22 protein-coding genes and 1 riboswitch are annotated in these 24,035 nt (G+C 60.9%); of the genes, 1 reads left to right on the forward strand and 21 read right to left on the reverse strand.

Annotated elements, in window-relative coordinates; translation table 11 throughout:
* Positions 1–67: 67 nt before the first annotated feature.
* The 11 genes from FHX06_RS12810 to FHX06_RS12860 all read right to left on the reverse strand — a co-directional run bounded on the left by FHX06_RS12810 (position 68) and on the right by FHX06_RS12860 (position 11,160).
* Positions 68–967 carry an ABC transporter ATP-binding protein gene (locus tag FHX06_RS12810; RefSeq protein WP_183879526.1) on the reverse strand — a complete coding sequence of 300 codons (900 nt, stop codon included), beginning with the start codon at positions 965–967 and terminating at the stop codon, positions 68–70.
* On the reverse strand, positions 964–1,767 hold the full coding sequence (locus FHX06_RS12815) for an ABC transporter ATP-binding protein (protein WP_112546409.1): 804 nt from the start codon (positions 1,765–1,767) through the stop codon (positions 964–966). Before FHX06_RS12815 ends, FHX06_RS12810 begins: the two co-directional genes overlap by 4 nt.
* Positions 1,764–2,642 (reverse strand): ABC transporter permease, encoded by an 879-nt coding sequence (locus tag FHX06_RS12820; protein ID WP_113213082.1) that lies wholly within the window; start codon positions 2,640–2,642, stop codon positions 1,764–1,766. Before FHX06_RS12820 ends, FHX06_RS12815 begins: the two co-directional genes overlap by 4 nt.
* Before the next feature lies 1 nt (position 2,643).
* The gene (locus FHX06_RS12825; RefSeq protein WP_112546411.1) at positions 2,644–3,621 is read right to left on the reverse strand and encodes an ABC transporter permease; all 978 of its coding nucleotides are present in this window, start codon (positions 3,619–3,621) and stop codon (positions 2,644–2,646) included.
* Between the two features lie 62 nt (positions 3,622–3,683).
* Positions 3,684–5,330, reverse strand: a complete 1,647-nt coding sequence (locus FHX06_RS12830) for an ABC transporter substrate-binding protein (protein ID WP_113213081.1) — start codon at positions 5,328–5,330, stop codon at positions 3,684–3,686.
* Between the two features lie 44 nt (positions 5,331–5,374).
* Positions 5,375–6,397 carry a glycoside hydrolase family 3 N-terminal domain-containing protein gene (locus FHX06_RS12835; RefSeq protein ID WP_112971752.1) on the reverse strand — a complete coding sequence of 341 codons (1,023 nt, stop codon included), beginning with the start codon at positions 6,395–6,397 and terminating at the stop codon, positions 5,375–5,377.
* Positions 6,398–6,423: 26 nt separating this feature from the next.
* The gene (locus tag FHX06_RS12840) at positions 6,424–6,903 is read right to left on the reverse strand and encodes a GNAT family N-acetyltransferase (RefSeq protein WP_113145123.1); all 480 of its coding nucleotides are present in this window, start codon (positions 6,901–6,903) and stop codon (positions 6,424–6,426) included.
* A gap of 183 nt (positions 6,904–7,086) precedes the next feature.
* Positions 7,087–7,899, reverse strand: a complete 813-nt coding sequence (thiD, locus tag FHX06_RS12845; protein WP_112546415.1) for a bifunctional hydroxymethylpyrimidine kinase/phosphomethylpyrimidine kinase — start codon at positions 7,897–7,899, stop codon at positions 7,087–7,089.
* Entirely contained in the window at positions 7,896–8,531 is a 636-nt protein-coding gene (gene thiE / locus FHX06_RS12850; RefSeq protein WP_113213080.1) for a thiamine phosphate synthase, read from the reverse strand. The genes thiD and thiE overlap by 4 nt, the downstream gene beginning before the upstream one ends.
* Positions 8,528–9,328 carry a hydroxyethylthiazole kinase gene (thiM, locus tag FHX06_RS12855; protein WP_113213079.1) on the reverse strand — a complete coding sequence of 267 codons (801 nt, stop codon included), beginning with the start codon at positions 9,326–9,328 and terminating at the stop codon, positions 8,528–8,530. Before thiM ends, thiE begins: the two co-directional genes overlap by 4 nt.
* Before the next feature lie 51 nt (positions 9,329–9,379).
* Positions 9,380–9,478: riboswitch (TPP riboswitch) on the reverse strand.
* A 158-nt stretch (positions 9,479–9,636) separates the two neighbouring features.
* A complete protein-coding gene (locus FHX06_RS12860; protein WP_183879528.1) occupies positions 9,637–11,160 on the reverse strand; it encodes an aldehyde dehydrogenase (NADP(+)) in 1,524 nt (507 codons plus the stop codon).
* 222 nt (positions 11,161–11,382) lie between these two features.
* On the opposite strand from FHX06_RS12860, the gene FHX06_RS12865 reads away from it, so the two are divergent.
* Positions 11,383–13,260 carry a DUF4139 domain-containing protein gene (locus tag FHX06_RS12865; protein WP_183879530.1) on the forward strand — a complete coding sequence of 626 codons (1,878 nt, stop codon included), beginning with the start codon at positions 11,383–11,385 and terminating at the stop codon, positions 13,258–13,260.
* Between the two features lie 80 nt (positions 13,261–13,340).
* Here the strand turns inward: FHX06_RS12865 and FHX06_RS12870 are convergent, their stop codons facing one another.
* The 10 genes from FHX06_RS12870 to FHX06_RS12915 all read right to left on the reverse strand — a co-directional run bounded on the left by FHX06_RS12870 (position 13,341) and on the right by FHX06_RS12915 (position 24,035).
* A complete protein-coding gene (locus FHX06_RS12870; protein WP_113014589.1) occupies positions 13,341–13,775 on the reverse strand; it encodes a pyridoxamine 5'-phosphate oxidase family protein in 435 nt (144 codons plus the stop codon).
* Between the two features lie 209 nt (positions 13,776–13,984).
* Positions 13,985–14,449: a hypothetical protein gene (locus tag FHX06_RS12875; protein WP_183879532.1), complete on the reverse strand. Its 465-nt coding sequence runs from the start codon at positions 14,447–14,449 to the stop codon at positions 13,985–13,987.
* Between the two features lie 433 nt (positions 14,450–14,882).
* A complete protein-coding gene (locus FHX06_RS12880) occupies positions 14,883–15,920 on the reverse strand; it encodes an endonuclease/exonuclease/phosphatase family protein (protein ID WP_183879534.1) in 1,038 nt (345 codons plus the stop codon).
* A gap of 10 nt (positions 15,921–15,930) precedes the next feature.
* Entirely contained in the window at positions 15,931–17,040 is a 1,110-nt protein-coding gene (ugpC, locus tag FHX06_RS12885; protein WP_113014587.1) for a sn-glycerol-3-phosphate ABC transporter ATP-binding protein UgpC, read from the reverse strand.
* 13 nt (positions 17,041–17,053) lie between these two features.
* Positions 17,054–17,968: an ABC transporter permease subunit gene (locus FHX06_RS12890; RefSeq protein WP_112971746.1), complete on the reverse strand. Its 915-nt coding sequence runs from the start codon at positions 17,966–17,968 to the stop codon at positions 17,054–17,056.
* Between the two features lie 10 nt (positions 17,969–17,978).
* Positions 17,979–18,863, reverse strand: a complete 885-nt coding sequence (locus FHX06_RS12895) for a carbohydrate ABC transporter permease (protein ID WP_112546425.1) — start codon at positions 18,861–18,863, stop codon at positions 17,979–17,981.
* A 125-nt stretch (positions 18,864–18,988) separates the two neighbouring features.
* Complete coding sequence (locus tag FHX06_RS12900; protein WP_112546426.1) at positions 18,989–20,347, reverse strand: extracellular solute-binding protein; 1,359 nt, start codon at positions 20,345–20,347, stop codon at positions 18,989–18,991.
* Between the two features lie 522 nt (positions 20,348–20,869).
* A complete protein-coding gene (locus FHX06_RS12905; RefSeq protein WP_113213072.1) occupies positions 20,870–21,721 on the reverse strand; it encodes an HpcH/HpaI aldolase/citrate lyase family protein in 852 nt (283 codons plus the stop codon).
* Positions 21,718–22,170 carry a MaoC family dehydratase gene (locus tag FHX06_RS12910; RefSeq protein WP_113115749.1) on the reverse strand — a complete coding sequence of 151 codons (453 nt, stop codon included), beginning with the start codon at positions 22,168–22,170 and terminating at the stop codon, positions 21,718–21,720. The genes FHX06_RS12905 and FHX06_RS12910 overlap by 4 nt, the downstream gene beginning before the upstream one ends.
* Positions 22,170–24,035 (reverse strand): acetyl/propionyl/methylcrotonyl-CoA carboxylase subunit alpha, encoded by a 1,866-nt coding sequence (locus tag FHX06_RS12915; protein ID WP_113115750.1) that lies wholly within the window; start codon positions 24,033–24,035, stop codon positions 22,170–22,172. The genes FHX06_RS12910 and FHX06_RS12915 overlap by 1 nt, the downstream gene beginning before the upstream one ends.

The raw sequence follows: 24,035 nt of genomic DNA on the forward strand, positions 1-24,035 counted from the left end.
CGGTTTCGTCTCGCTGAAAGGGACCGTCCCCTAGCATAGGGCGACGGTCGAAGCCAGCAAGCCTTGCTCAGACCATGCGCACGAAATGATCAGGCTCATGCTCGACCACCTGCTCTTGCGTCGCTGCGGAACGGCGGCGGATATCGTCCACCTCCTGTGGCTGCAGACGTGTGCGCGGATCGTCGAAGCGCACGTCCGGGTCCGGTACGGCCGAGAGCAGCAAGCGGGTATAGGGATGCAGCGGATTGTCGATTACCTTCGCCGTATTGCCCCATTCGACGATCTGGCCGGAATACATGACGGCAATGTCTTCCGCCACATATCGGGCGGTGGCGATATCGTGGGTAATGTAGAGCAGGCCAAGATTCATCTCCTTCTTCATCTCGTTCAGGAGATTGAGAACGCCGAGGCGCACCGAGACATCGAGCATCGAGGTCGGTTCGTCGGCAACGATCACCTCCGGCTGGGCAGCGAGGGCGCGAGCAATATTCACGCGCTGGCGCTGGCCGCCCGAAAGCTCGTGCGGATATTTCGGCGCGACGATATCCGGATCGAGCTTCACGCGCTCGAGCAGTTCACGCATGGTCGCGTCGATCTGCTTGCCGCGTATGTCAGGCCGGTGCAGCTTCAGTGGCCGCTGCAGATGGTGGGCGATCGTGTGGGCCGGGTTCAGCGAGGCGAATGGATCCTGGAAGATCATCTGCACGGAACGGCGGTAGCGGGCGATCTCGTCGGCTTTGGCGTTTTCGACGGGGCGGCCCTTATAGAGGATCTGCCCTGACGTCGGCGAATATTCGCGCATCGCCATGCGGGCGCAGGTGGTCTTGCCGCTGCCGGATTCGCCGACGATCGCGAGCGCACGGCCGGCATGCAGCGAAAAGGAGATGGCGCGAGCGGCATGAACGGCGGAATCGCCGTGGCCGAAGGTCTTGGTGACCTTATCGAGCGCGAGGATGGCATCGCTCATAGCAGCACGCCTCCGTGAAGCGAGGGGAAGGAGGCCCAGAGTTTCCGGGTGTATTCATGCTGCGGCGTCTTGTAGATCGCCTCGGCTTCGTTCTGCTCGACAAGCTTGCCCTGGAGCATGATGCCGATGCGGTCGCAGAACTGCACCATCAGCCCGAGATCGTGGGTGATGAAGAGCACCGAGAAGCCGAACTGCTTTCGGAGTTCGTTGATGCGCTGCAGAATTTCGCGCTGCACGACCACATCAAGCGCTGTCGTCGGCTCGTCCATGACGACGAGCTTGGGATCGAGCGCCATGCAGATGGCGATGACGATGCGCTGGCGCATGCCGCCGGAGAATTGATGCGGATAGTTGCGCATACGTTCCGGCGCGATATCGACGAGCCGCAGCATCTCGGCCGTGCGCTCGCGCGCCTCTGCCTTCGTCATGCCCTTGTGGGTACGCAGCACATCATAGAACTGGTCCTCGATGCGCAACACCGGGTTCAGCGAGTTCATGGCACTCTGGAAGACCATAGCGACTTCTCGCCAGCGGAAGGCGGCAAGCGCGTTCGGGTCCAGGTCCAGAACGTCACGGCCGGCAAGCATGATTCGGCTCTCCTTGCGGATCAGCGCGGGTGGCTTGTGCAGGCGGCTGATGGCAAAGGCGATCGTGCTCTTGCCGCAGCCAGATTCGCCGGCAAGGCCGAAGACTTCGCCAGGAGCGACGTCAAAACTGACGTTATCGACGGCGCGGAAATCCTTCTCTTCGCCGATATAGTCGATCGTGAGGTTTTTGACCGTAAGTAGCGGCTCGTTCACAGGCGGCCCTCCCCGGAGCGGATGAGCAGGGACCAGCGCTTCAGATGATTGCCGGTGCGCAGCCGCGGATTGGCGATCTCATCGACGGCAAAGTTCAGGAGCGACATGCCGATGCCAAGGAAGGCGAGCGCGAAGCAGGGTGTGAGGATATCCCACCAGGCACCGACCGAAAGCGCGGAGGCCTTCTGTGCGTTGTAGAGCATGGTGCCCCAAGAGACGACGCGCGGGTCGCCAAGACCGAGGAATTCAAGTGTCGCTTCGGTGATGATCGCGAAGATGACGCTGCCAATGAAATTGATGCCGACGATGGAAATCACGTTGGGGAAGATCTCGAACGTCATGATGCGCCATTGCGGCTCGCCCATCATCTCCGCCGATTTGACATAATCCTTCTGCTTGACGGAGAGGGTTTCGGCACGTGTCACACGTGCGCCCCAGGCCCAGGATGTGCCGCCCAGGATCAGGGCGATGACAAGTGGGCTCGCCTGGCCGATGAAGGCTGCGAGAACGAGCAGCAACGGCAGGTTGGGCACCACGAGCACCATATTGGTGAAGAAACTGATGACCTCGTCCGTCTTGCCGCCGCGATAGCCGGAGATGATGCCGAGCGCGGTGCCAACAGCGGTGATGAGGAGGCCGGCGCCGAAACCGACGGCGAGCGAGGTGCGCGCGCCATAGATCATTCGGGCAAAGACATCCTGGCCGATACGCGTCGTGCCAAGAATATGTTCGGCAGACGGCGCCTGGTGCGGACGGCCGGTGCGGGCGGCGGGATCGTAATGCGTCAGCAACGGTGCTGCGATCGCCACGACGACGATGAAGGCGATGATGGCGAGGCCGATCAGCGCCTTTCGATTGCGGAGAAGGCTCTTCATCTCACGCTCCCTTCAGTCGCGGATCGAGCAGCACATAGCTGACATCGACGATGAAATTGGCGATCAGCATGGTCGCGGTCATAATGAGAAGCTGGCCCTGGATGACGGGATAATCGCGTGCAAGGATCGCCTGGTAGAGGATGTTGCCGAGGCCCGGATAGTTGTAGACGACCTCGGTCACCAGCGAGCCACCGAGAATGGTGCCGATGGCGATCGCCAGGCTCGAGACGGTCGGCAGCAGCGCATTGCGGGCCGCATACCAGAGCATCACATGCCGGTCGGAGAGGCCCTTGGCGCGAGCCATGACGATATAGTCCTCGCCGAGCAGGTTGATCATGTTGTTGCGCATGGTGACGGTAAAACCGCCGACCAGCACAGTGCAGAGTGTGATCATCGGCAGTATGCCGTGATAGGCCACGCTGCCGATATATTGAAAGCTGAAGGCCGGATCGAGCGACGGATCGGCCGCATAGCCGTTCGGGAACCAGCCGAGCGTGAAGCCGAAGAAGAAGAGCACGATCAGCGAGGTGACGACGGCCGGTACCGATGTCGCGAAGATCGCGCCGATCGAGACGATGACGTCGAATTTGCTGCCGCGCCGCCAGGCGGCGACAATGCCGAGGAAGGTGCCGAGCGCAAAGCTGATGATCGTCGCCGTGCCCATCAGGCCGACGGTCCACACCAGCGCATGGCCGAGAACCGACGTGACCGGCAGCGGGAAATATTTGATCGAACGGCCGAGATCGCCAGTGAAGATGCTGCCGAGATAGGTGAGATATTGCTGCCAGAGCGGCCCATCGACGAAGCCGAAAGTCAGCTTCAGCGCCTGCAGGCTTTCCGGCGGCAGTTCGGTGCCCGCGCTCGAAAACATGATGCGCACGGGATCGCCCGGCATCAGCCGGGGCAGGAAGAAATTGATCGTCGCTGCCGCGATGAAGGCCGCCAGGTAGAAGGCAAGGCGGCGTAGCAGAAAGGCCATGGGGACTCCATCAAAACAGGAGCGGCGCTTGCCGCGCCGCTCCCGCCGTTTGTAACAATGGCTTACTTGACCGGCTCAAGCGCCAGCAGGTTCAGAAGACGTGCCGGGTTGGTGCGCGAGATGGACGGATTGACGAAGGGGTTTTCCTTGGTCGACCAGCCGGTGAAGCGCTTGGTGTTGTACTGGTACCAGTTCGGGTTGTTGAACACGGGGATGACAGGCATGTTTTCGGCAACGATGCGCTGAGCCTTGTTCATCGCTTCTTTCTGCTTGTCGAGATCGGCCGTGTGGGTGAACTGGGTGACCAGGTCTTCCACTTCTGGGTTGAACCAGCGCTGTGCGGTGAAGCGGGTCTTGCCCTTGTCCGAAGCACTGAAGGCGCGCTTGTAGGGATAATAGGGCGAGGCCGAAGCCGGCAGGCTGTTGATCGCCGCATCGAACTTGCCGTCGATGAGATCGGAGGTCCATACGGCTTCTTCCGGCGTCTCGATCTTGGCATCAATGCCGACTGCCTGCATGCCTTCGATCGCGATATTGACCGTGTCGATCCAGTCCGTCCAGGAGTTCGGAACGATGATCGAGAAGGAGATCTTCGAACCATCCGGATTGTCGCGCAGGCCATCGCCGTCCTTGTCGACATAGCCTGCTTCGTCGAGTGCCGCCTTGGCAGCATCGGCGTCATAGGCGGCGAACTTGCCGAAGTCGGCCTTAACGGACGGGTCCGCCCAGCTCTTGTAGAGCTCGCCCATCAGGCCCGGATCTTCGTTCAATGTCGGATAGCCGTAGCCGGCCACATCGATCATCGTCTTGCGGTCCAGCGCCATGGAGACCGCACGGCGGAACTTCACGTCGTTGAAGGCCTTCTTGTTGGCCTCGTTGGACGTTTCGAGATTGAACAGGAAGGCGACCATGCTGCTCGGCGAATACCAGTAGTGATAATGCGCCGGATCCTTCGAGACATAGACATTGTCGATATCGGGAATGAAGGAGACGCCCCAGTCAAGCGTGCCGTCGGCGGTCGCCGTCAGGATCTGGTTGTTGTCGGCAAGCTGCGGGAAGCGCATGCAGTCGACCTTCAGGTGCTCGGCATCCCAGTAGTTCGGGTTGCGGCACTGGTCATAGGTCTGGCCGGTGAAGCGCGGCACTTCGGTCAGCGGACCGCTGCCGACGGGATTTTCGTTGGCGTAGGTGACCGGATCGGCAACATCCTTCCAGACATGCTCGGGCACGATCGGCAGCTGCGACAGCTGTTCGGCGGCAAGCGAGCTTGGATTGGCGAGCGTGAAGCGGACTGTCTGGCCATCGACCGCCTGTACATCGGTGATGAAGGTCCAGATGCTGACGAAATCGAGGGCCGGGAACTTCTTCAGGTAGTCGTAGGTAAACTTCACGTCGGCCGAGGTCAGCGGCTGGCCGTCCGACCACTTCAGGTTCGGACGCAGCTTGAAATCGATGCTCTTCAGGTCGTCGGAGAGCTTGAAGCTTTCGGCCAGGCGATAGACCGGCTTGTTGCTGTCGAAGCGGTTGAAGATGACCAGTGGCTCATAGATGAAGTCGAGGGTCGACTGACGCGACGAAGTCTGGTTGAACGGGTTGAAGTTGCGCACCCAGGTGGTTGCCGGCTCGATATTGGCCGTGAGGACGGTCTGCGCGACGGCCGAGCCCGATAGCATCGTCAGGGCTGCAGCCGCTAAAAGATATTTCTTCATTACAAATTCCCCTTTTCTTATGAGGTGAAGAATACGCGCGCTGGTCAGGAGACCAGTGCGCTTGCAAACATCGATTCGACTTCCGCATGGGCAGCGCGATAGTCGATCTTGAGAGTGCCGAGGCGGGCCTTGCCGGCGGCGATACGCTTCTGAGCGGCTTCCGTCATCGGGCGCGCGGCCTTGGCCGCAGCCTCGCTCTCCTTGACGTCGCCATGGCTGTGAAGCGCAATGTCGAAACCGGCATCGAGAACCTGAGCGACGCGCTCGGGCAGAGTGCCCTGCAGCGATTCCATGAAGATGCAGTCGGAGATCAGAACGCCGTCGTAACCCATGTCCTTGCGGATCACGTCATGCATGATCGGCGAGATGGAAGCCGGCAGCTCGGCATCGTAAGCGGAGTAGACGACATGGGCGACCATTGCCCAAGGCGTGTCCTTCAGCGCCACGAAAGGCTTGAAGTCGGTTGCGGTCAGTGTTTCGCGCGAGGCGTCGACGACCGGGCGTTCCTTGTGGGAATCGAGCGTGGCGCGGCCGTGGCCCGGAATATGCTTCATGACCGGCATGTTACCGGTTTCGAGCAGGCCATCGACCACTTCGCGGCCCAGTGCAGCGATGAAATCCGGATCGGGGCCGAAGGAGCGGGCGCCGATCACCGCGCTCGTTGTTTCGAAAACGAGATCGAGAACCGGCGAGCAGCCGCTCGACAGGCCGAGTTCGGTCATCATCACACCCATGGCCTGGGTGGACAGACGCAGCGCCTTCTTGCCGACCTCGAAGTCATGGCGCGCAAGCTCGGCGAACTGGCCGAAGCTGCGGAAAAGCGGCCAGGGGCCGGCATCCATGTGCTGCACACGGCCGCCTTCCTGGTCGGTAAAGACGGGCGCATCGTCGCGGCCGACGGCCTCGCGGAAACGGTCGATCAGGATCTTTGCCTGCTCCGGATTGCGCAGGTTGCGGCGGCCGACGAAGAGGCCAAGCGGATTGGTCTCGCGGAAGAGGGCGAATTCGTCGTCCGAAAGCGTCGGATTGGGAAGGCCGACGAAGAGAGCAAGCGGGGTCGAGGACACTATTTCAAAACTCCGATATCAGATGGTCATTTCGGCGGGCTTCGCAGCATGCCTTCGTAAATGCCCTTGTCGGGGGCGGGAATTTCGACCGCGCCGGCGGTCTTGACGTAGAAATCGACGGGGCCGGCATCGCCGATGAAGGCGTAGGCGTGGCCCAGCGTCTTCATGGTCTGCAGGCAGGCGGAAAAGAGGGCGAGGCCAATGCCCTTGCCGCGTGCGGCCGGATCGACGCCAGTCGGGCCGAAGAAGCCGCGGGCGGTCGTGTCATAGCAGGCAAAGCCGAGCAGCTTGCCATCCTCGACGGCGATCAGGCAGGCAACAGGCTGGCGGGAAAAGGCGACGCTCACTTCGCTTGCCCAGTTCTCGCTGAAATGTTCCCGCACCCAGGTAACGACGACATGAAGTTCCGGCGGCAGGGCTGGACGGATCACGATGCCGATGGAGCCGGCCTTCTCTTTCAGTTCGGCGAGCTTCGTGGAATATAAGCTCACAAGCAGGTCCGACACCCGAATTCCTCCAATTATTCTGTTATTACGGAATGTATCCCTTTTTAATGACATAACTTTCGATATCCGAGCGGCCATGTCAACAGGCTTTTTGGCAGGCAATCCTGGTTCAACTGGGGGTAGGCAAAACAAAACGGCCCGGTTTGACCGGGCCGCTGGGCATTATCGGGTCTGTGATCCGGCTCAGAGCCCGGCGTCTTTCCACAGGGCATGGAAATGATGAACCGGTCCATGGCCAGAGCCGACTGCCAGCTCGCCCGCGGCAGCGACTGCTTGCGCAAGATAGGTTTTCGCAGTCGAAACAGCTGCTTGCGGCGAAGCACCCTTTGCGAGTTCGGCGGCGAGTGCGCTGGAAAGTGTGCAGCCGGTCCCGTGTGTATTCTTCGTGGGGACGCGTTTCGCCTCGAACCAATGCCGGCCGGAGTCGGTTGCCAATATGTCGGGACTTTCATTGCTCTCGAGATGACCGCCCTTGACCAACACAGCGGCAGGGCCGAGCGCTCGCAGGCGCTCGGCTTGCGAGGCCATCTGCTCGCGGCTTTCGGCAACCTCTTCGTGCAGCAGCGCTGCGGCTTCCGGCAGGTTGGGGGTGAGCAGCGTCGCAAGCGGCAGCAGGTGCTTCGTCAGCGCATCGACAGCCTGCGGGTCGAGGAGTGCCGCTCCGCCCTTGGCGATCATGACAGGATCGACGACGATGGGAATGCCGCGATGAGGCGCCAGCGCCTCGGCAACGGCTTCGGCAATGCCGGCATTGGCGATCATGCCGATCTTGACCGCATCGACGCGCACATCGGCAAAGACCGCCTTGATCTGCTGGGCGACGAAGTGGGGCGGGACAAGATGCACGCCCGTCACCCCTTGCGTATTCTGCGCCGTCAGGGCCGTCAGCGCCGCCATGCCATAGACGCCGCGAGCAGAGAAAGCCTTGAGATCGGCCTGGATGCCGGCGCCACCGGATGGATCGGAGCCGGCGATAGACAGGACGTTGCGGATCATCGGCGGACCTTTCGGATTTCCTCGGCGATGCGGATCGTCGCGGCTCGCGGGTCCTGCGTGCCGCAGATCGCCGAGACGACAGCAAGCCCATCGGCTCCGGCCGCGAAGACGAAAGTGACATGCTCGCTCTTCAAGCCGCCGATTGCAACCGTCGGAACGGGGGCGGTTTTCACCAGTTTCGCCAACCCATCAAAGCCGATCGGCTGCTTGTGGTCTGCCTTGGTGGGTGTCGCAAAGATTGGGCCGATGCCGGCATAGTCGACGATAGCGGGATCGATGGCCGCTGCCAGCGCTTCGCTCTCGGCTGACAGGCCAAGGATCATGTCCGGGCCGATCATCGCCCGGGCGGTAGCTGGCCCCATATCATCCTGGCCGATATGCAGCCCGCCGGCGCCGATCGCGATGGCTGCCTCGACGTCGTCGTTGACGACGAGCAAAGCGCCGGTATCCTTCAGGATCTCCTTCAGCGCCAGACCGGTCTCGATCATCCTTGCCGTCCCGCCATGCTTGTCACGAAGCTGCACCATCGTGGCGCCGCCGGCAACGGCAAGCCGCGCCGTCTCAACCATACCGATATCGGCGCAGAGATCGGGATCGAGGACCAGATAGAGGGAAAGATCGAAGCGTTTCATGCGGCGTTGATCCTGACTTTTGCATCGAGCCTTGCTCCATCGAGCGCGGCGAGCTGATCGAGGAACCGCCAGGAGAAGGAGCCGGGGCCGGCAGCATCCTTGGCCGCCTCTTCACCGGCAACCGCGAAGGTAGAAAGTGCCGCGACAGCGGCTGCGAAGGGGTCGGCGGGAATGGTTGCGGCAAAGGCGCCGGTGAGGCAGGTGAGCGAACAGCCGAGCGCAGTCACCTGCGGCATCAACGGCGAGCCGCCTTCAATGCGCAGCGCCTGCGCACCATCGGTCACGAAATCCACCACACCGGTGACGGCGACGACCGCTCCATGCCGTTCGGCAAGCAGCCGGGCGGACGCCTCGGCCTGCTCAACCGGGTCGCGGCTGTCGACGCCTTGGCCGCGGCTCTCGCCACCGGCAAGCGCGATGATCTCAGAAGCATTGCCGCGGATGATCGTCGGGCGAAGCGCCAGCAGATCGGCAACCGCCTTACGGCGGAAGGATGTCGCATAATGGGCAACCGGATCAAGGACCCAAGGTTTGCCGCTCGCGTTTGCAGCCCTTGCCGCCGCATGCATGCCGTCGATCCACTGGGTGGAGAGCGTGCCGATATTGACGGTCAAAGCGCCGGCGATTGCGGCAAACTCGCCGGCTTCTTCGGCGGCGTGGACCATGGCAGGCGATGCACCTGCCGCAAGGACCACATTGGCGGCGATGTTCATGGCCACGTAATTGGTGATGCACTGCACGAGCGGCGGCTTCGCCCGCATCGCCGTCAACAGTGCTCCGGGTGTCTTGTTCTCCATAGTACCCCTTTCAGGCGGGGCAGGCGCGGGAACGATCATGCGATGAAGCAGATGGCGACCCAAGCGACTCCCTCCGCCGGCATTATCCGGTTCAGGTTCGAAGGGTGCTTCTCAGCCCGCTTTCGGAAACGGGCGCCCCTGTCTCTCAACAGAACTCTTTCTTGCAGAGAATGGCGTCGCTGTCATCGGCAAAATGACGATTTTGAGACTGAGGTTTTGCCAATGCGTACCACGGGCCGCCTGAGCGCCCGTGGTGCAATTTTCAGATGCCGGTTCTTTGGGTTTAAGGTCCGGCTGCTATACTGCGATCAACGCAGCGGCGCTGGAAGCAGGTTCGTCGTAAAGTCCTGATACGAAACCGGGCGCAGGAACCTGTAGATGGCGAGCGTCCCGACGGAGGTGGATCTGCCATCGGCCGTTGCCGGGTAGGGGCCGCCGTGCACCATAGCGGGCGATACTTCCACGCCGGTTCCGAAGCCGTTCACGAGCAGGCGTCCGGCAAGCATTTCCAGCTTTGGAACGAGGCGCTTGGCGTCCTGTTCGTCTTCGCTCGTAATGTGAAGGGCAACGGTCAGCTGGCCTTCGAGGCCGTCGAGGACGCGCTCGAGTTCGGCGAGATCACGGCAGCGCACGATAAGGCCGGCTGCACCGAAGACCTCGTCCTGCAGCTCGTGATGTGCAAGGAATGCAGCAGCTGTCGTCTCGAAGAGAGCGGCCGTGCCTTCGAATTCGCTGCCGGGCTTGCCATTGGCAACGAGCCGGACTTCGGGATGTTTTTCCAGCCGGGCAACGCCATCGCAGAACGCCTTGGCGATGGAGCCTGTCAGCATCGTCTGGGCGCCGACATCGGGCAGAAGCTCCCGCGCCTTGGCAATGAACGTGTCCAGGCCTTCGCTGTCGACGGCGAGAATGAGGCCGGGATTGGTGCAGAACTGCCCGGCACCGAGGACAAGCGAGCCTACGAAAGCCGTTGCGATCTCCGCCGCGCGGGTTTCCAGCGCGTTGGGGAAGAAGATGACCGGGTTGATGCTGCTCATTTCGGCATAGACCGGGATCGGCTGCTTGCGCTCGGAAGAGATCTTCATCAGCGCAGTGCCGCCGCGGCGCGAGCCCGTGAAGCCGACGGCGCGGATTCTGGCATCGGCCACCAGTTTCTGCCCGACCTCGAAGCCGGTATCGAAGAGGAGCGCAAACGTGCCGGCATGCAGACCAGCCTTGGCAACGGCGCGCTGAACGGCGCGGCCGACCAGTTCCGATGTGCCCGGGTGAGCGGAGTGGGCCTTGACGACGACCGGGCATCCCGCTGCGAGCGCAGATGCCGTGTCACCACCGGCGACGGAGAAGGCGAGCGGAAAGTTCGATGCGCCGAAAACCGCGACAGGTCCCAGAGGAACGTTGCGCAGGCGCAGGTCAGGCTTCGGAACCGGCTTGCGGGAGGGATCCGCGCCGTCGAAGCGAAGCTCCTGGAAGCGGCCTTCGCGCACCTCTTTCGCAAATAGCCGAAGCTGCCCCATCGTGCGAGCGCGCTCGCCCTCGAGACGTCCGCGCGGAAGTCCGGTTTCCGCCATTGCCCGCACGATCAGCTCGTCGCCGATGGCCTCGATCTCGCTGGCGATGGTTTCAAGAAAGGCAGCCCGTGTTTCGAGATCGGTTTCCCGGTAGGACGCGAAGGCCTCCCATGCAAGCCTGGTCGCCTCTTCGACGTCTTCGGCGGAGGCGCCACCGAAAGAGACGGGCAGCGCCGTCCCCGTGGCTGCTTCGACACCGTAGAGCTCGCCGCGCGTGCCGCGCTTCTCCGATCCCGCGACGAGCAGGCTTCCATTGATAGTCATGACGGATTTCCTTTCAAACAGATTCGAGCGACGTATATAGGCGTTCGTCTTCTCAATTTCACGACATCTTTCCCGATATCGCATCGAAGATGGAGATCTCCGGCAGAGACTTGGTCGCGTCTCGACAAGGGCTGGGCGCGAGCTTGCGGAAAAGCAATCGTATGCCGAAATGCCGCCCCTTTTTTACGCTCATTCTCGCTCGGGATTAATCGAGGGGGCTCCATGAAATACGCATCCGTTGTCTGTGCGGCACTTACCGCAGTACTGCTCTCCACAACCGCATTTGCCCAAACCGGGACGATCAAGTCGATCCGGCTGTCGTCAGGCGGAGTTGCCGAATATGTGCGCAGTCTCAATGTCGGAGAGGACGGCAATGCTGTCATCGACGTGCCGACAGATCAGATGGATGACTTTCTCAAGACCCTCGTCGTATCGGGGCCCGCGCCCGTAAAGGGCCTTTCGACCACCGGCCCAGACATGGTGGACGAAACATTCAAGGTGCTTCCGATCAAACCGCAGGATCTGGATTCGGCGGCGGGTGTGTTGCGGTCTCTCAGAGGAGCGCCTGTCTCTGCGAACGGAGTGAAGGGCCGCATCGTCGGAGTAGAGCCTGCGAGCGAGAAGCAACGCGCACGGCTGATCGTGATGCTGGACAGCGGCGCCTTCGACGTTGCCGAGATCGGTGGCGCCATGGCCTACAAACTCGACGATCCCAAAGACGCCGAGATGATTTCCCGAGCCGCAGAACTGTTGTCGAGTGACGGCGTGCAGGGAAGCCGGGCCGTCACCATCGCGCTCGAAGGCAAGGCGTCGGCGGCCGTAGATATCTCCTATGTCGTGGCCGCCCCGCTCTGGAAGCCGTCCTACAGGATCATTGTTGACGCCAAGGGCAAAGCGCGGTTGCAGGCTTGGGCAGTCCTTGAGAATGCGTCCGGCGAGGATTGGCACGGGGTTTCCATTTCTCTGACGTCCGGCAAGCCCGTGACGCTTCGCCAGAGACTGTATGCCAGAGCATGGCCATCACGCCCGGAAGTGGATTTCGCCTATCTGGACCTTGGAGGCGCCAAACGTAGCAAGTTTGGAGGCGCGCTGGCGAACAAGCCGCTGGCCGAGGCTCCTGCTCCAGTTGAGGCTGCTCCAGCCGCTACCATCGGTGCGACTGCCGACGAGGGCGACGTGGTCGCAAACTTCGATCTTCCCGGCGTATACGACCTGAAGAACGGTGAGACGATTTCCGTGCCGATCTTGGATCGCGAGATCAAGGCAGAGTTCGTCGCTCTCTATCGCGATGGTGCGCAACATCCGGATGCAGCCCTCGTGCTCACCAACGACACGGGGACTTCGCTACCGCCGGCGGTGGCGGCAGTCTATGACGACAAAGGGCGTTATGTCGGCGACGCACGCATAGGTAGTGTGAAGCCGGGCGGCGTGGAAAAGGCGACGTTTGCCGCCGATCAGAAGATCGAGCAGGAAGTGGCAAGCGCCATATCCAGTTCTTTTCGAACTGTCATCGTAAAGGACGGTTATCTCGAGGCCACACTGGAGCGACGGCTGCGAAAGACCTTCTCCGTCTGGGGCGCTGATGCCGACAGGACGTTTGTCGCGGAAGACCCGGGCATGGCAGGATGGGAACTGGTTAAGTCCGAAGGCGTGGAAGAGACACCGCAAGGTGCGCGGGCAACTATGATCGTCCCCGCGGGCAAGAAGGTTTCGACGACCATCGAATGGCGCATGGCCGAGAGCGAGACGCAGGCGATTGCCGATATCGATGACACTGTGATCCTGCAATGGCTCGATGAAGGGCCGTCTCCGGAAATCGCCTCGAAACTTCAGGGCCTTGTGACGGCAAGGAAGGCACAAAAGGAAGCGGAGAGGGACCTGGCTACGGTCATGCAGGCAATTGAAGACGCAACGTCGGAATCCTCACGGATTTCAGGCTTGCTTTCCTCTGTCGGCGACACACCGCTCAAGCAGCAGTTCCTTCAGGACCTGACGGAACAGGAGAAGTCGATCAAGGCGTTGCGGGCGCAAAGGGACGAGGCGCGAGATCGGCTTGAAAAGCTTCGCAAGGAGCTCGGGGAAGCAATAGCTCGTCTCTAGATTGGCTGGGCACGAGTTGGGCGCCAATTCCTGCTGCCGCCGACGGCACTATCGGCGTCGGTGAGGATCGCTTGCGGATCTCAGACCTCGACTTTGCCGTTTTCTTCACCGTCCCAATATTGGATCGAACGTGCCGCAACCTTGATCAAGGCAAGCCCAGGCGTCTGGGTGCCCTCGGGAAACCATCGTTCCAGTCCCTTGACCCAGTGTTGCTCGAATTCCGAGACGTCCTCAATGAGCGAAGCGTTACCGTCGATCGCGATGAATATGCCCGGTTTGCCAAGCAGATGCGGTGGCGCAGTGAAGGTCAGCTGCACCGCGTTGTCTTTCCGAATGTCGGATATCTTGCGCGTATCCGCGTAGGAAAAGAACCAGGAATCTCCGTCATATTCGACGTCGCCATTGTTGCTCATCGGCCGAGTGCTGATCCGGTTCGAGGCTCCACGTGTCGAAAACATGCAGAAATCCAGCTTCTTCAGATGCTTCGACAGCTCTTCTTTTGTCATTGATGCCATGGTGGTTCTCCAATCCAGGTGAAAACAACCGGCGATGATCGAAGTTCCATGGAATATGCGGCCCGCTTGAACGCCTGATGCCATGGGCTTGTACGGTGCCTCTGGCGCCGATACACCGAGTAAGACAGCGGATTCATCGGATCCAGGAAAACTAAGCTTGCTCGCGGAGGCGAGGCCTTGGAGCCAGCATCGCGAAATACTCGCCTTACTTAATCGGGCTGCACAGGCCTGATCGTATCAACCGAGATTTCGCCTTCAATCACGCCTCGTACGACATCCGTGCGATTCCGATCGATCTCGACGACTGTGTAAAGCTTGTCGTCGCGAAATGCGCTCGCATGTGTCGTGGTGACATCGTCAGCGGGTGCAGCGTCGACCTCCATGAAGTCGAGCTCGCGCCCGGCCGCCACGATCCGGGCATCACCCGCTGTTCTTGCTGCGACCACCACGACGCCGTGGCCCGGCGAATTTTCCCATCTCGGATCGTCTGTCGCCGCGATCGGTTCAAGTCGATAGATACCAAGGGGCTCGCCTGCCGGGAGGGTTGAACTTTCCGCCGCCGCGTCCGCGATCTGCGCCTTGCTTTCGACCGAACGCCCAAACGTGTTCGGATTTGTGGCGTTGTTGATCTCGTCGTTTCCTGTTCGTGACACGTTAGACATGTCGTCCTCCATCCGTTGCGAACATAACGATGGTGCGATCCGACTGTTCCGCGATTGACGAAAGGAACTTGTGCCGTCACGAGTTTCTCATTTCATGATCGACCGACGGGCGGACCAATTTGCAAAAACTGCCGGCTGCAGGTTTCACCAGGAGAGTGATTTGTTTCGGGGGCTCATCGGGCCTGCGTGGGCTCCGATGCGATGGGCTGTTCAGCCGGGCGAGTATGGGATGGCTGCGGATCCGCAATGCACAGCCATCCCATTTGAGCAAGCGCTCCCTCGTCGAACGCTTGCAGCCGGCCCCCGCCAGTCACCGAAATGTTAGCAACGCCTAAAGCGTCCCCGCTAGTGCGTGAATGCAACACTTCATGAAAGGTTTCCGGCGAAGTGACGGCGGACCACCGTCACCATTGATCGGCTAGTGGACTCTTTCGCCTCCGGCGGCTCAGAGCGCGGAAAAGTGCGCCTTGATCAGTTCGTGATCGGAGATTGCTGCTCCGTCTGCGTCGATGGCAGCAACAGTCACGGCGTCGCTTGCCGAAAGGCCGCGGGTAAACAGCCAGTCGAGGCGAGCAAAAGGAGGCTGTGGCGTTCCGTCGGGGCGCGTGCGCTGTGTGACCGTGAAGTCGTTGGCAGTCTCCCAATTGTAGCCGGCCTCTGCGAGGAGACCGAAAAGCGGTTCGTGCGCTTCGGGTTCACGCGACCCCTCGGGAAGGATATTGGTGTTGAAATCGCCACCCAAAACCACGGGTAAGCCATTGGCGAGCTTTTCAACGGCGGCGATCAGCCTCTTTGTCTGCATTGCCCGATCCGCAATGTCGGTCTTGCTTTCCAGATGCACGCTGACTGCAATGATCGGCCCGAATGCGGTTTCGATTTTGGCCGCGATTGCCATGCGGCCGCCGATCCGACCCTGCCCGTCCTTTGCATCCGTCCACCATGTGCCGCAGTCATCGAGATGGATCAATGCCGCATCAAGCAACGGCAAACGGGAGAGCAGCGCATTGCCGTGGAAGCCGACGGCATTCGTCTCGCCCTTATGCCATTCGCGCTCACGGGAATCTCCGAGACCAAGTTCCACGAACTCGACGCCAAAAGCATAGGACATGCCGAGATCGCGGGCGAGGTCGGCAACAGTGTGCCGGTTGCCGGCGCGCACCATGCCGAGATCAGCCTCCGTGAGCAACAGGATATCGGCGACGCTATGGCGGACGAGTTCCACCGAAGGAGCATGATATTTCAGCCGTTCGGCGTTCCAAGCGGCGACGACGAGACCGTTTCCGATGCTGGCTTCGCTGGCAGTCCGTACGACTTCGATCGTCGAAAGCGCCGGCAGGGTCGCTGCAAGCCGGTCATGCTCGGCCTGTGTCAGTTCGGCAGAACGCGCCTCATCGAAGAACGTGGCTGGGGGTACGGCAAGCGCCTCTACGGCGGCCGCAACCAGGTTGCGGTCGCCGCTGGCGAGATCAAGAAAGCTCATCATCTGCATCAGCTCAGGCGTTAACGGTCACGGCGTTGCTTCTTGCCGGCGCGACGAGCACTTTGCCGGTCTCAGCCGAGTAGAGATGGATCGAATCCTGATCGATCGCAATGCCGATCCGATCGCCGGTCTTCAGCGAGACCGAACCGGTCATGGCGACAGCAAAGGGCAGGCCATCGAAATCGGCATGGACAATCCGGCTGGCGCCCAGTTCTTCGATGAAGTCGGCGGTCGCAACGAGTGCACCCGGCGCATCCGGGGAGACGAGGCGAGCGGCTTCGGCGCGCACGCCGAGAACAACGCGCTGGCCGGCAAGCTGCTTGCCGCGCTCAGCGGGAAGCGTCACGGTGCGGCCTTCGTCATAGATGAACACGCCGGTTTCGTTGACGCGGCCTTCCAGCAGGTTCATTGCCGGCGTGCCGACGAAGCCGGCGACGAACCGGCTTGCGGGATAGTGATAGACCTCTTCCGGCGTGCCGACCTGTTCGACATTGCCGGCATTCATGACGATGATGCGGTCGGCAAGTGTCATGGCCTCGTTCTGGTCGTGTGTCACGAAGATCGAGGTTGCGCCGAGGCGGCGATGCAGGCGGCGGATTTCCGCACGCATGGCGATACGCAGCTTGGCATCGAGGTTCGACAGCGGCTCGTCGAAGAGAAAGACCTTCGGCTCGCGGATCATGGCGCGGCCCATGGCGACGCGCTGGCGCTGACCGCCTGAGAGAGCGGCCGGGCGGCGCTCGAGGAAGGGCTCGAGGCTGAGTGCCTTGGCAACGTCGGCGATCCGGCGGTCACGCTCGGCCTTCGGTACGCCGGCGACCTTGAGTGCATAACCGATGTTTTCGGCAACGCTCATGTGCGGGTAAAGCGCGTAGTTCTGGAAGACCATCGCGCAGCCGCGTTCACGCGGCTCGAGCTGGTTGACGACGCGGCCGTCAATGGCGATTTCGCCGCCGGTGATTTCTTCCAGGCCGGCGACCATGCGCAGCAGCGTGGACTTGCCGCAGCCGGATGGACCGAGGATGACGATGAATTCGCCCGACTGGATTTCGAGATCGACGCCATGAACGACGGCGTGCTTGCCATAGTTCTTTTTCACGCCACGGATGGAGATCGGTGCCAAGGTTCTGTTCCTTTCACTTCTCGGTGGAGATAAGGCCGCGCACGAACCAACGCTGCATCAGGATGACGAGGATCAGCGGCGGCGACATGATGATCAATGTTCCGGCCATCGCGACGTTCCAGTCGGGCAGGCCGAATTCGGAGGGAATGAGGGTCTTGAGCTGGGTCACGGCGATGCCGAACTTCGGGTCGGTCGTGATCAGCAGCGGCCAGAGATACTGGTTCCAGGCCCAGACGAACATGATGGTGAAGAGCGCGATCATGTTCGGGCGCGACAGCGGTAGCAACACGTCCCAGAAGAAGCGGACCGGACCGGAACCGTCCATCTTCGATGCCTCGGCAAGCTCGTCCGGCACCGTCAGGTAGAACTGGCGGTAGAGGAAGGTGCCGGTTGCGGTGGCGACCATCGGCAGCACGAGGCCCGGATAGGAGTTCAGCAGACCCCATTCGAGCTTGATCTGGATGCCGGTGATCTGGGCGACCAGCCAGCTGATGCCGGTTACGTCGAGGATCGTCTGGAACGGCTGAAGCGCGTTGGCGGCGATCGAATAGGTCGGCACGATACGCACTTCGAGCGGCAGCATCAGCGTGATGAAGATGATCCAGAAGATCAGATGGCGGCCGGGGAAGCGGAAATACACGATCGAGAAGGCGGCCATGGCTGAAAGGATGACCTTGCCGGCGCCGACGGTGGCAGCAAAGATGACGCTGTGGAAAAGCTTGTTGCCGAGATCGGCGCGAACCCAAGCGGTCTGCACGTTCTCCCAGAAATGGCTGCTCGGAACCAGCGGCAGCGGCACCCGGTTGACGGTTTCGAGATCAAGCGTCGATGCGACGATGACGATCAGGAAGGGCAGGAGGGCGATCACCATGCCCAATGCCAGCAGCGTGTAGCAGATAAAATTGAAGATTGGCGTGCGTTCGATCATGTTCGCGACCTCACTTGTAGTGCACGCGCCGCTCGATGAAGCGGAACTGGACGATGGTAAGGAGCATGACGAGACCCATCAGGATCATGGACTGAGCTGCGGCACCTGAATAATCGAGGCCCTTGAAGCCGTCGAAAAAGATCTTGTAGACCATGAGTTCGGTGGCACGCGCCGGACCACCCTGGGTCATCACGTCGACGATACCGAAGGAATCCTGGAAGCTTTCGGTGATGTTGATGACCAGAAGGAAGAACAGCGTCGGGGTGAGGAGCGGCAGCTGGATATCCCAGATCCGGCGCATCGGTCCGGAACCGTCCATGGCGGCAGCTTCGATCAGCGAGCGTGGAATGCCCTGAAGCGCCGATAGGAAGAAGATGAAGTTGTAGCCGATATATTTCCAAGAAAAGGCGACGATGACGGCGATCATCGCATCCTTGCCGTCGAAGGCAGGGTTCCAGAGGCCGGGCCAGACGTGATTGATGACCGACAGAAGGCCGGCTTCCGGTGCCAGGATGAAGCGGAAGGCAAGGCCGAGAGCGGGAGCGGCAATCGCATAGGGCCAGATGAAGACCGAGCGATAGATCTTGTGGCCGCGCAGTTCACGATCGGTCAGAAGCGCCAGTATGAGCGCCAGGCCCATGGCGATGGCGGTCGAGGCGAAGCCGAAGATCATGCTGCGGGTGATGGAGTCCCAATAGATCGGGTCCGAAAGCAGCTGCTTGAAATTGTCGAAACCGACCCAGGCATTGCCGCCGCCCCATGGCTGCTCGAGCGTGAACGCCCAATACAGCGCCTGCGCACTCGGCCAGTAGAAGAAGACGAAGATCAGCAACAGCATCGGAAATACGAAGAGAATGCCGGTCGTCGTCGAGGAGAAAGTGACGCGCTTTTCCATGAGTGGTCGTTTTCGCCCTGGTTAGGTTTTGGCGCGGACGGCGATCTTGCTGCCGCAGCCGGTAGAATTTACAAAGACGCACCCGGCGCGCCAGAAGCGGGCCGGGTGCGGCTCATATCAGTCGATTAAGGGAGCTGAACGCCCTTGTAGGTCTGCTGGAAGCGACGCAGCAGCTGGTTGCCGCGGTCGGCAGCAGAGTCGAGCGAAGCCTGTACGTCGGCATTGTTGACGAAGATTGCCTGCAGGCCGTTCGCGATTTCGGTACGGACCTGGAGCAGGCCACCGAGACGGATGCCCTTGGCAGCCGTGTCGCCAGCCGGCGAAGCGGTCAGGCTCTGAATGGCAAGTTCGCGACCGGCATAAGGAGCCTTGTCGTAGAAGCCCTGCTTCTTCAGGTACTCGAAGCCCGAGTTACGAACCGGGATGTAGCCGGTAACGGTCGACCAGGTGAGGGCTTCTTCCGGCTTTGCGATAAAGTTGAAGAAGGAAGCGGCAGCCTTGTATTCGGCGTCCGAATGACCCTTCAGAACCCAGAGCGAAGCGCCGCCAACGTAGGAGCTGTGACGGCTTGCATCGCCATAGGTCGGGAGCATGGAAACGCCCCAGTTCATGCCCTGCTTGGCGGTACGGCCGATGTTGCCATGGTCGCCAACGGAGGTCAGGATGACCTGGCAATCGCCAGCAGCGAAGGCTTCAACGAAGGTCTGGCCAACGGCCTTGTTCTTGATGACAGCTTCCTTGGCGTCGTACCAGCCCTTCAGGTCCTTGACGAAGTTCACAAGCATCGGGTTCTTGTTGAACACCAGCTCGGCGTCGAGGCCTTCGAAGCCGTTCTTCTTCGTAGCAATCGGTTCGCCGTTGACGGCTTCGAACTGCTCGATGAACTGCCAGACTTCGTTGTTGGAGATGTCAAAGCCGAGCGGGCAAGCATAGCCTGCGTCCTTCAGAGCCTTGAAGTCTTCGCCAGCTTCCTTCCAGGTGGCCGGAGCATGGTCCTTGCCGATCTTGGCGAAGGCGTCCTTGTTCCAGTACAGCAGAGCGGTAGAGGAGTTGAAGGGGAACGAGTACATCTCGCCCTTCGACGTTGCATAGTAGCCGGCGATGCCGGAGAAGTAGTCGTTCCAGTCAACATTGTAGCCCATGTCCTTCATGAGCTTGTTGGCCGGGTAGTAGGCGCCCGAAAGCATGATGTCGAGCGTGCCGGCATCCGAAACCTGAGCGATGGTCGGCTGCTTGCCGGCGCGGAAAGCGGCGATCGTGTTCTGCAGCGAGGCGTCGTAAGAGCCCTGGCTGGTGCAGACGACTTCGAAGTCGTTCTGCGACTTGTTGAAACGGTCGCACTGTTCCTGAACGCGCGTAGCGATATCGCCAGAGTTGCCGAACCAGAAGTCGATCTTGGTCTTTTCGGCAGCAGCGGCGGGACCAGCAGCAACGAAAGCTGAAGCGAGTAGGGCGCCTACGGCGCCGAGAAGCTTGGCTTGCATGAGAACCCTCGAAAAATAGGACGCGCCCCCTCTTGAGCGCACGCCCTATTAACTGGTTCAATTTGCGGTAACCAATGAAGTTTCTATGACATGAATAGAGTAGAAAGTTTCTGTCACAAAATATTCATGTCCGAATTTTGTGAACTGCTCATCGAACATCGATGGCTTTCGTTTGCCGATTTCGCCGAAGTGATTGTCTATATTTCATTTATATATGAAATATAGCGCAAGAATCGAAAGCTCTCTTGTCTATTCAATTCTATTGGCGGTCATTATTATTAGGCCGTTATCAAAAATGGCGAGAAAGCTTGACCGGAAACAACCTGCTATCAGGAGGATTCGACCTCGGAAATAGCTTTGCACAGCTGTGCGTTGAGCTATAAAAATACGACATTTAATATTCGATTTGCGACTTCCGGAGTATTTTGCCTATTTATTGGGCGCTTCCATTGCCGGCCAACCACGTTTCCAAGTCCTGGTGGCTCGGAGTTTCTCGCCGAGCTCGACCGGATTGCGGCCCAGTTATCCGTCATCGGATAGTTTTCCGGCCTCTAGAATGCGTTTTGCGAGTTTCAGATGCGGCAGGTCGAGCATGCGCCCGTCGATCTGGATGACGCCGGTGTCCGGCGAGGTAGCGAAGGCGGCTACGACTTTTTCCGCCCAGCTGATCTCAGCTGCGTCCGGCGTGAAGGCTCGGTTGATCGGTTCGACCTGGCTTGGATGGATCGCCATCATTCCCGAGAAACCGTCGCGCCGGGCGCGGGCAGCATAGGTCGCAAGACCGCTGAGATCACGAAAATCGGGATAGACGGTTTCGATGGCGGGAACCGCGGCGGCGTGCGCGCCAAACAGCACCAGAGAGCGGGCGAGCTCATAGGGGGTGGTGTAGCGTCCATCTGCCTCGCGGGCGATAACAGCGCCGATTGCGGCCGGCAGATCTTCCGCGCCCCAGGTCAGCCCGCAGAGATGAGAGGTGACGTCCCGGTAACTGCCGATCTCGAAAATGGCAGCCGGCGTTTCAGTCGCGATCGGCAGGATAGACACCGCGGATGATGACAGGTGGCTTGCGAGCTGGCGCACCGAAGCTGCGCCTTCAGCCTTCGGCAACATGATCGCGAAGGGGCTGATCTCAGCGAGTGCAGCCAGATCGTCTTGGCAGGCAGACGTGGCAAGGGGGTTTATGCGGATCACAAGCGTCGCATCGGCCGCTCGGCGCGTGACGAAGTCGTGCACGGCGTCTCGCGCCCGCGGCTTGTTCTGCGCGGAGACGGAATCTTCCAGATCGAGGATGACGGCATCGGCGCCTGATGCGAGCGCCTTGTCGAAACGCTCCGGCCTGTCGCCGGGCACGAAAAGCAGCGAGCGCAGCCTCATGACGGCTTCACCTGCAGCATGGCCGTCCGCAGGCACTGGCAAACGATCTCGTTTCGCTGATTCAGAGTGATGTGCTTGAACGTGACAATCCCGGCATCGGGCCGGGAATTGGAGCGCCGGAGCTCCGTCACCTCCGTTTCCACCCGAAGCGAGTCACCGATGAACACCGGCTTCGGCATCGTCACCTTGTCGTAGCCGAGATTGGCGACCAGCGTGCCGAGCGTCGTGTCGCCGACCGAGAGGCCGACGGTGAGCGCGAAGGTGAAGGTGCCATTGACGACGATGCGGCCGAATTCAGTCCCCGCCGCATAATCTGCGTCGAGATGCAGCGGCTGCGGATTATGCGAGAGCGTGGTGAAGAGCAGGTTGTCGGTTTCCGTGACGGTGCGGCGGATCTCGTGGGCGATCCGGTCGCCGACCATCCATTCGTCGAAGTAGCGGCCGGCCATCAGTGCTCTTCCTTCATGACGCTGGCGATGAGCTGGTTTTCCGAGACCCGCGTGCCCACGGAGACCGGCAGTTTGCCGACAATGCCGTCAAAGGGCGCGCGCAGCGTATGTTCCATCTTCATCGCCTCCACCGTCAGCAGCCTGTCGCCCTTGGCAACGCGATCGCCTTCCGCGACATCGACGGAAATGACGAGACCCGGCATCGGCGAAAGGATCGCGCCATCGCCGGCGCCCTGATGCGCTTCAACTTCGCTGGCGACGGGAAGGCCGATCGGCCAGGCATTGCCGCTATCGAAGAGAACGACGGTATCGCCGAACCTGACGGTATTGGTGTCGAGGCCGGAGCGGACATGCCCCCAATAGAGATGGTCGCCGATGCGGACGCGCGCGCGGCTATCGCCTGTTCCCGCAACACGCAGGCCGGCGAGGGCCGACCAGGGATCGGTGGCTACTTTCGCTGCCAATGCCGTCGCTGCCCTGTCGATAGCCATCTCGTCTGGCTCCTTCGGCAGCAGGGTTTCTCCGTGACGGTCGAGAAAGCCCGTATCGATCTTTGCCGCTTGGAAATCCGTGTCGATGGCGACGCGCGCGAGCAGACCGGCATTGGATTTTACCGGCCAGATTTCGATGCTTTCGCAGGCCCTGGTGAGTCTCGCGAGGGCTGCCTCACGATTTGGGCCGTGGGCTATGATCTTGGCAATCATCGGATCGTAGAAGGCGGTGATTTCGTTACCCTCCTCGACGCCGCTGTCGACGCGGACATTTTTGGGCAAGCGCAGATGATCGAGATGGCCGATCGAGGGCAGGTAGCCGGCAGCAGGGTTTTCGGCGTAAAGGCGAGCCTCGAAGGCCCAGCCGTTCATCAAGATATCGTCTTGTCCCTTCGGCAGCGGCTCGCCGGCGGCGACCTTCAATTGCCAGAGCACCAGATCCTCGCCGGTGATGGCTTCGGTGACAGGGTGCTCCACCTGTAGCCTCGTGTTCATCTCCATGAACCAGATGCGATCCGGGCGCAGGCCCCCCGAGGCATCGGCAATGAATTCGATGGTCCCGGCACCCACATAATTTACCGCCTTCGCCGCCTTGACCGCTGCTTCGCAAATTGAGGCTCGGGTTCCGGCGTCGAGGCCCGGGGCGGGTGCTTCCTCAATCACTTTCTGGTGCCTGCGTTGAAGCGAGCAGTCACGTTCGAAGAGATGGACGCAATTGCCGAAGCGGTCTGCAAAGACCTGTACCTCGATATGGCGCGGATTGGCGATATAGCGCTCGATCAGCACGCGGTCGTCGCCGAAGGATGAGGCAGCCTCGCGGCGGCAGGAGGCAAGCAGTTCTGTGAAATCTTCCGGTCGGTCGACGCGGCGCATGCCCTTGCCGCCGCCGCCGGCGACAGCTTTGATAAGCACGGGATAGCCCGTTGCCATAGCTTCTGCGGCTAGCCGCTCGTCGCTCTGGTCTGCGCCCATATAGCCCGGTGTGACGGGCACGCCGGCGGCCTGCATCAGCTGTTTCGCGGCATCCTTGAGACCCATGGCACGAATTGCGGCGGGTGCGGCACCGACCCAGATGATGCCGGCATTCTCAACGGCTTCCGCAAATTCGGCATTTTCCGACAGGAAGCCGTAGCCGGGATGGATTGCAGTCGCACCCGTTCTGCGGGCGGCCTCCAGTATCCGCTCCTGTGAAAGATAACTCTCACGAGCGGGCGCGGGGCCGATGGAAACGGCCTCGTCCGCTTCTGTCACGAAGGGCAGGTCGGCATCGGCCTCTGAATAAACGGCAATTGTGCGGATGCCGAGTGCCTTTGCCGTACGGATGATCCGGCGGGCGATCTCGCCCCTGTTGGCTATGAGCAGGCTTTCCATCAT

This window comes from Rhizobium sp. BK512, from assembly GCF_014194915.1.
Taxonomy (GTDB): Bacteria; Pseudomonadota; Alphaproteobacteria; order Rhizobiales; family Rhizobiaceae; genus Rhizobium.

What these genes read in the sequence shown, in the direction of transcription:
- FHX06_RS12905 (WP_113213072.1), bottom strand. Translation starts at nt 21,721, where the DNA reads ATGAGGCTGCGCTCGCTGCTTTTCGTGCCCGGCGACAGGCCGGAGCGT.
- FHX06_RS12910 (WP_113115749.1), bottom strand. Translation starts at nt 22,170, where the DNA reads ATGGCCGGCCGCTACTTCGACGAATGGATGGTCGGCGACCGGATCGCC.
- FHX06_RS12810 (WP_183879526.1), bottom strand. Translation starts at nt 967, where the DNA reads ATGAGCGATGCCATCCTCGCGCTCGATAAGGTCACCAAGACCTTCGGC.
- FHX06_RS12830 (WP_113213081.1), bottom strand. Translation starts at nt 5,330, where the DNA reads ATGAAGAAATATCTTTTAGCGGCTGCAGCCCTGACGATGCTATCGGGC.
- FHX06_RS12860 (WP_183879528.1), bottom strand. Translation starts at nt 11,160, where the DNA reads ATGACTATCAATGGAAGCCTGCTCGTCGCGGGATCGGAGAAGCGCGGC.
- FHX06_RS12900 (WP_112546426.1), bottom strand. Translation starts at nt 20,347, where the DNA reads ATGCAAGCCAAGCTTCTCGGCGCCGTAGGCGCCCTACTCGCTTCAGCT.
- FHX06_RS12870 (WP_113014589.1), bottom strand. Translation starts at nt 13,775, where the DNA reads ATGGCATCAATGACAAAAGAAGAGCTGTCGAAGCATCTGAAGAAGCTG.
- FHX06_RS12865 (WP_183879530.1), top strand. Translation starts at nt 11,383, where the DNA reads ATGAAATACGCATCCGTTGTCTGTGCGGCACTTACCGCAGTACTGCTC.
- FHX06_RS12880 (WP_183879534.1), bottom strand. Translation starts at nt 15,920, where the DNA reads ATGATGAGCTTTCTTGATCTCGCCAGCGGCGACCGCAACCTGGTTGCG.
- FHX06_RS12915 (WP_113115750.1), bottom strand. Translation starts at nt 24,035, where the DNA reads ATGATGGAAAGCCTGCTCATAGCCAACAGGGGCGAGATCGCCCGCCGG.
- FHX06_RS12875 (WP_183879532.1), bottom strand. Translation starts at nt 14,449, where the DNA reads ATGGAGGACGACATGTCTAACGTGTCACGAACAGGAAACGACGAGATC.
- thiD (WP_112546415.1), bottom strand. Translation starts at nt 7,899, where the DNA reads ATGATCCGCAACGTCCTGTCTATCGCCGGCTCCGATCCATCCGGTGGC.
- thiM (WP_113213079.1), bottom strand. Translation starts at nt 9,328, where the DNA reads ATGGAGAACAAGACACCCGGAGCACTGTTGACGGCGATGCGGGCGAAG.
- thiE (WP_113213080.1), bottom strand. Translation starts at nt 8,531, where the DNA reads ATGAAACGCTTCGATCTTTCCCTCTATCTGGTCCTCGATCCCGATCTC.
- FHX06_RS12890 (WP_112971746.1), bottom strand. Translation starts at nt 17,968, where the DNA reads ATGATCGAACGCACGCCAATCTTCAATTTTATCTGCTACACGCTGCTG.
- FHX06_RS12820 (WP_113213082.1), bottom strand. Translation starts at nt 2,642, where the DNA reads ATGAAGAGCCTTCTCCGCAATCGAAAGGCGCTGATCGGCCTCGCCATC.
- FHX06_RS12895 (WP_112546425.1), bottom strand. Translation starts at nt 18,863, where the DNA reads ATGGAAAAGCGCGTCACTTTCTCCTCGACGACGACCGGCATTCTCTTC.
- FHX06_RS12825 (WP_112546411.1), bottom strand. Translation starts at nt 3,621, where the DNA reads ATGGCCTTTCTGCTACGCCGCCTTGCCTTCTACCTGGCGGCCTTCATC.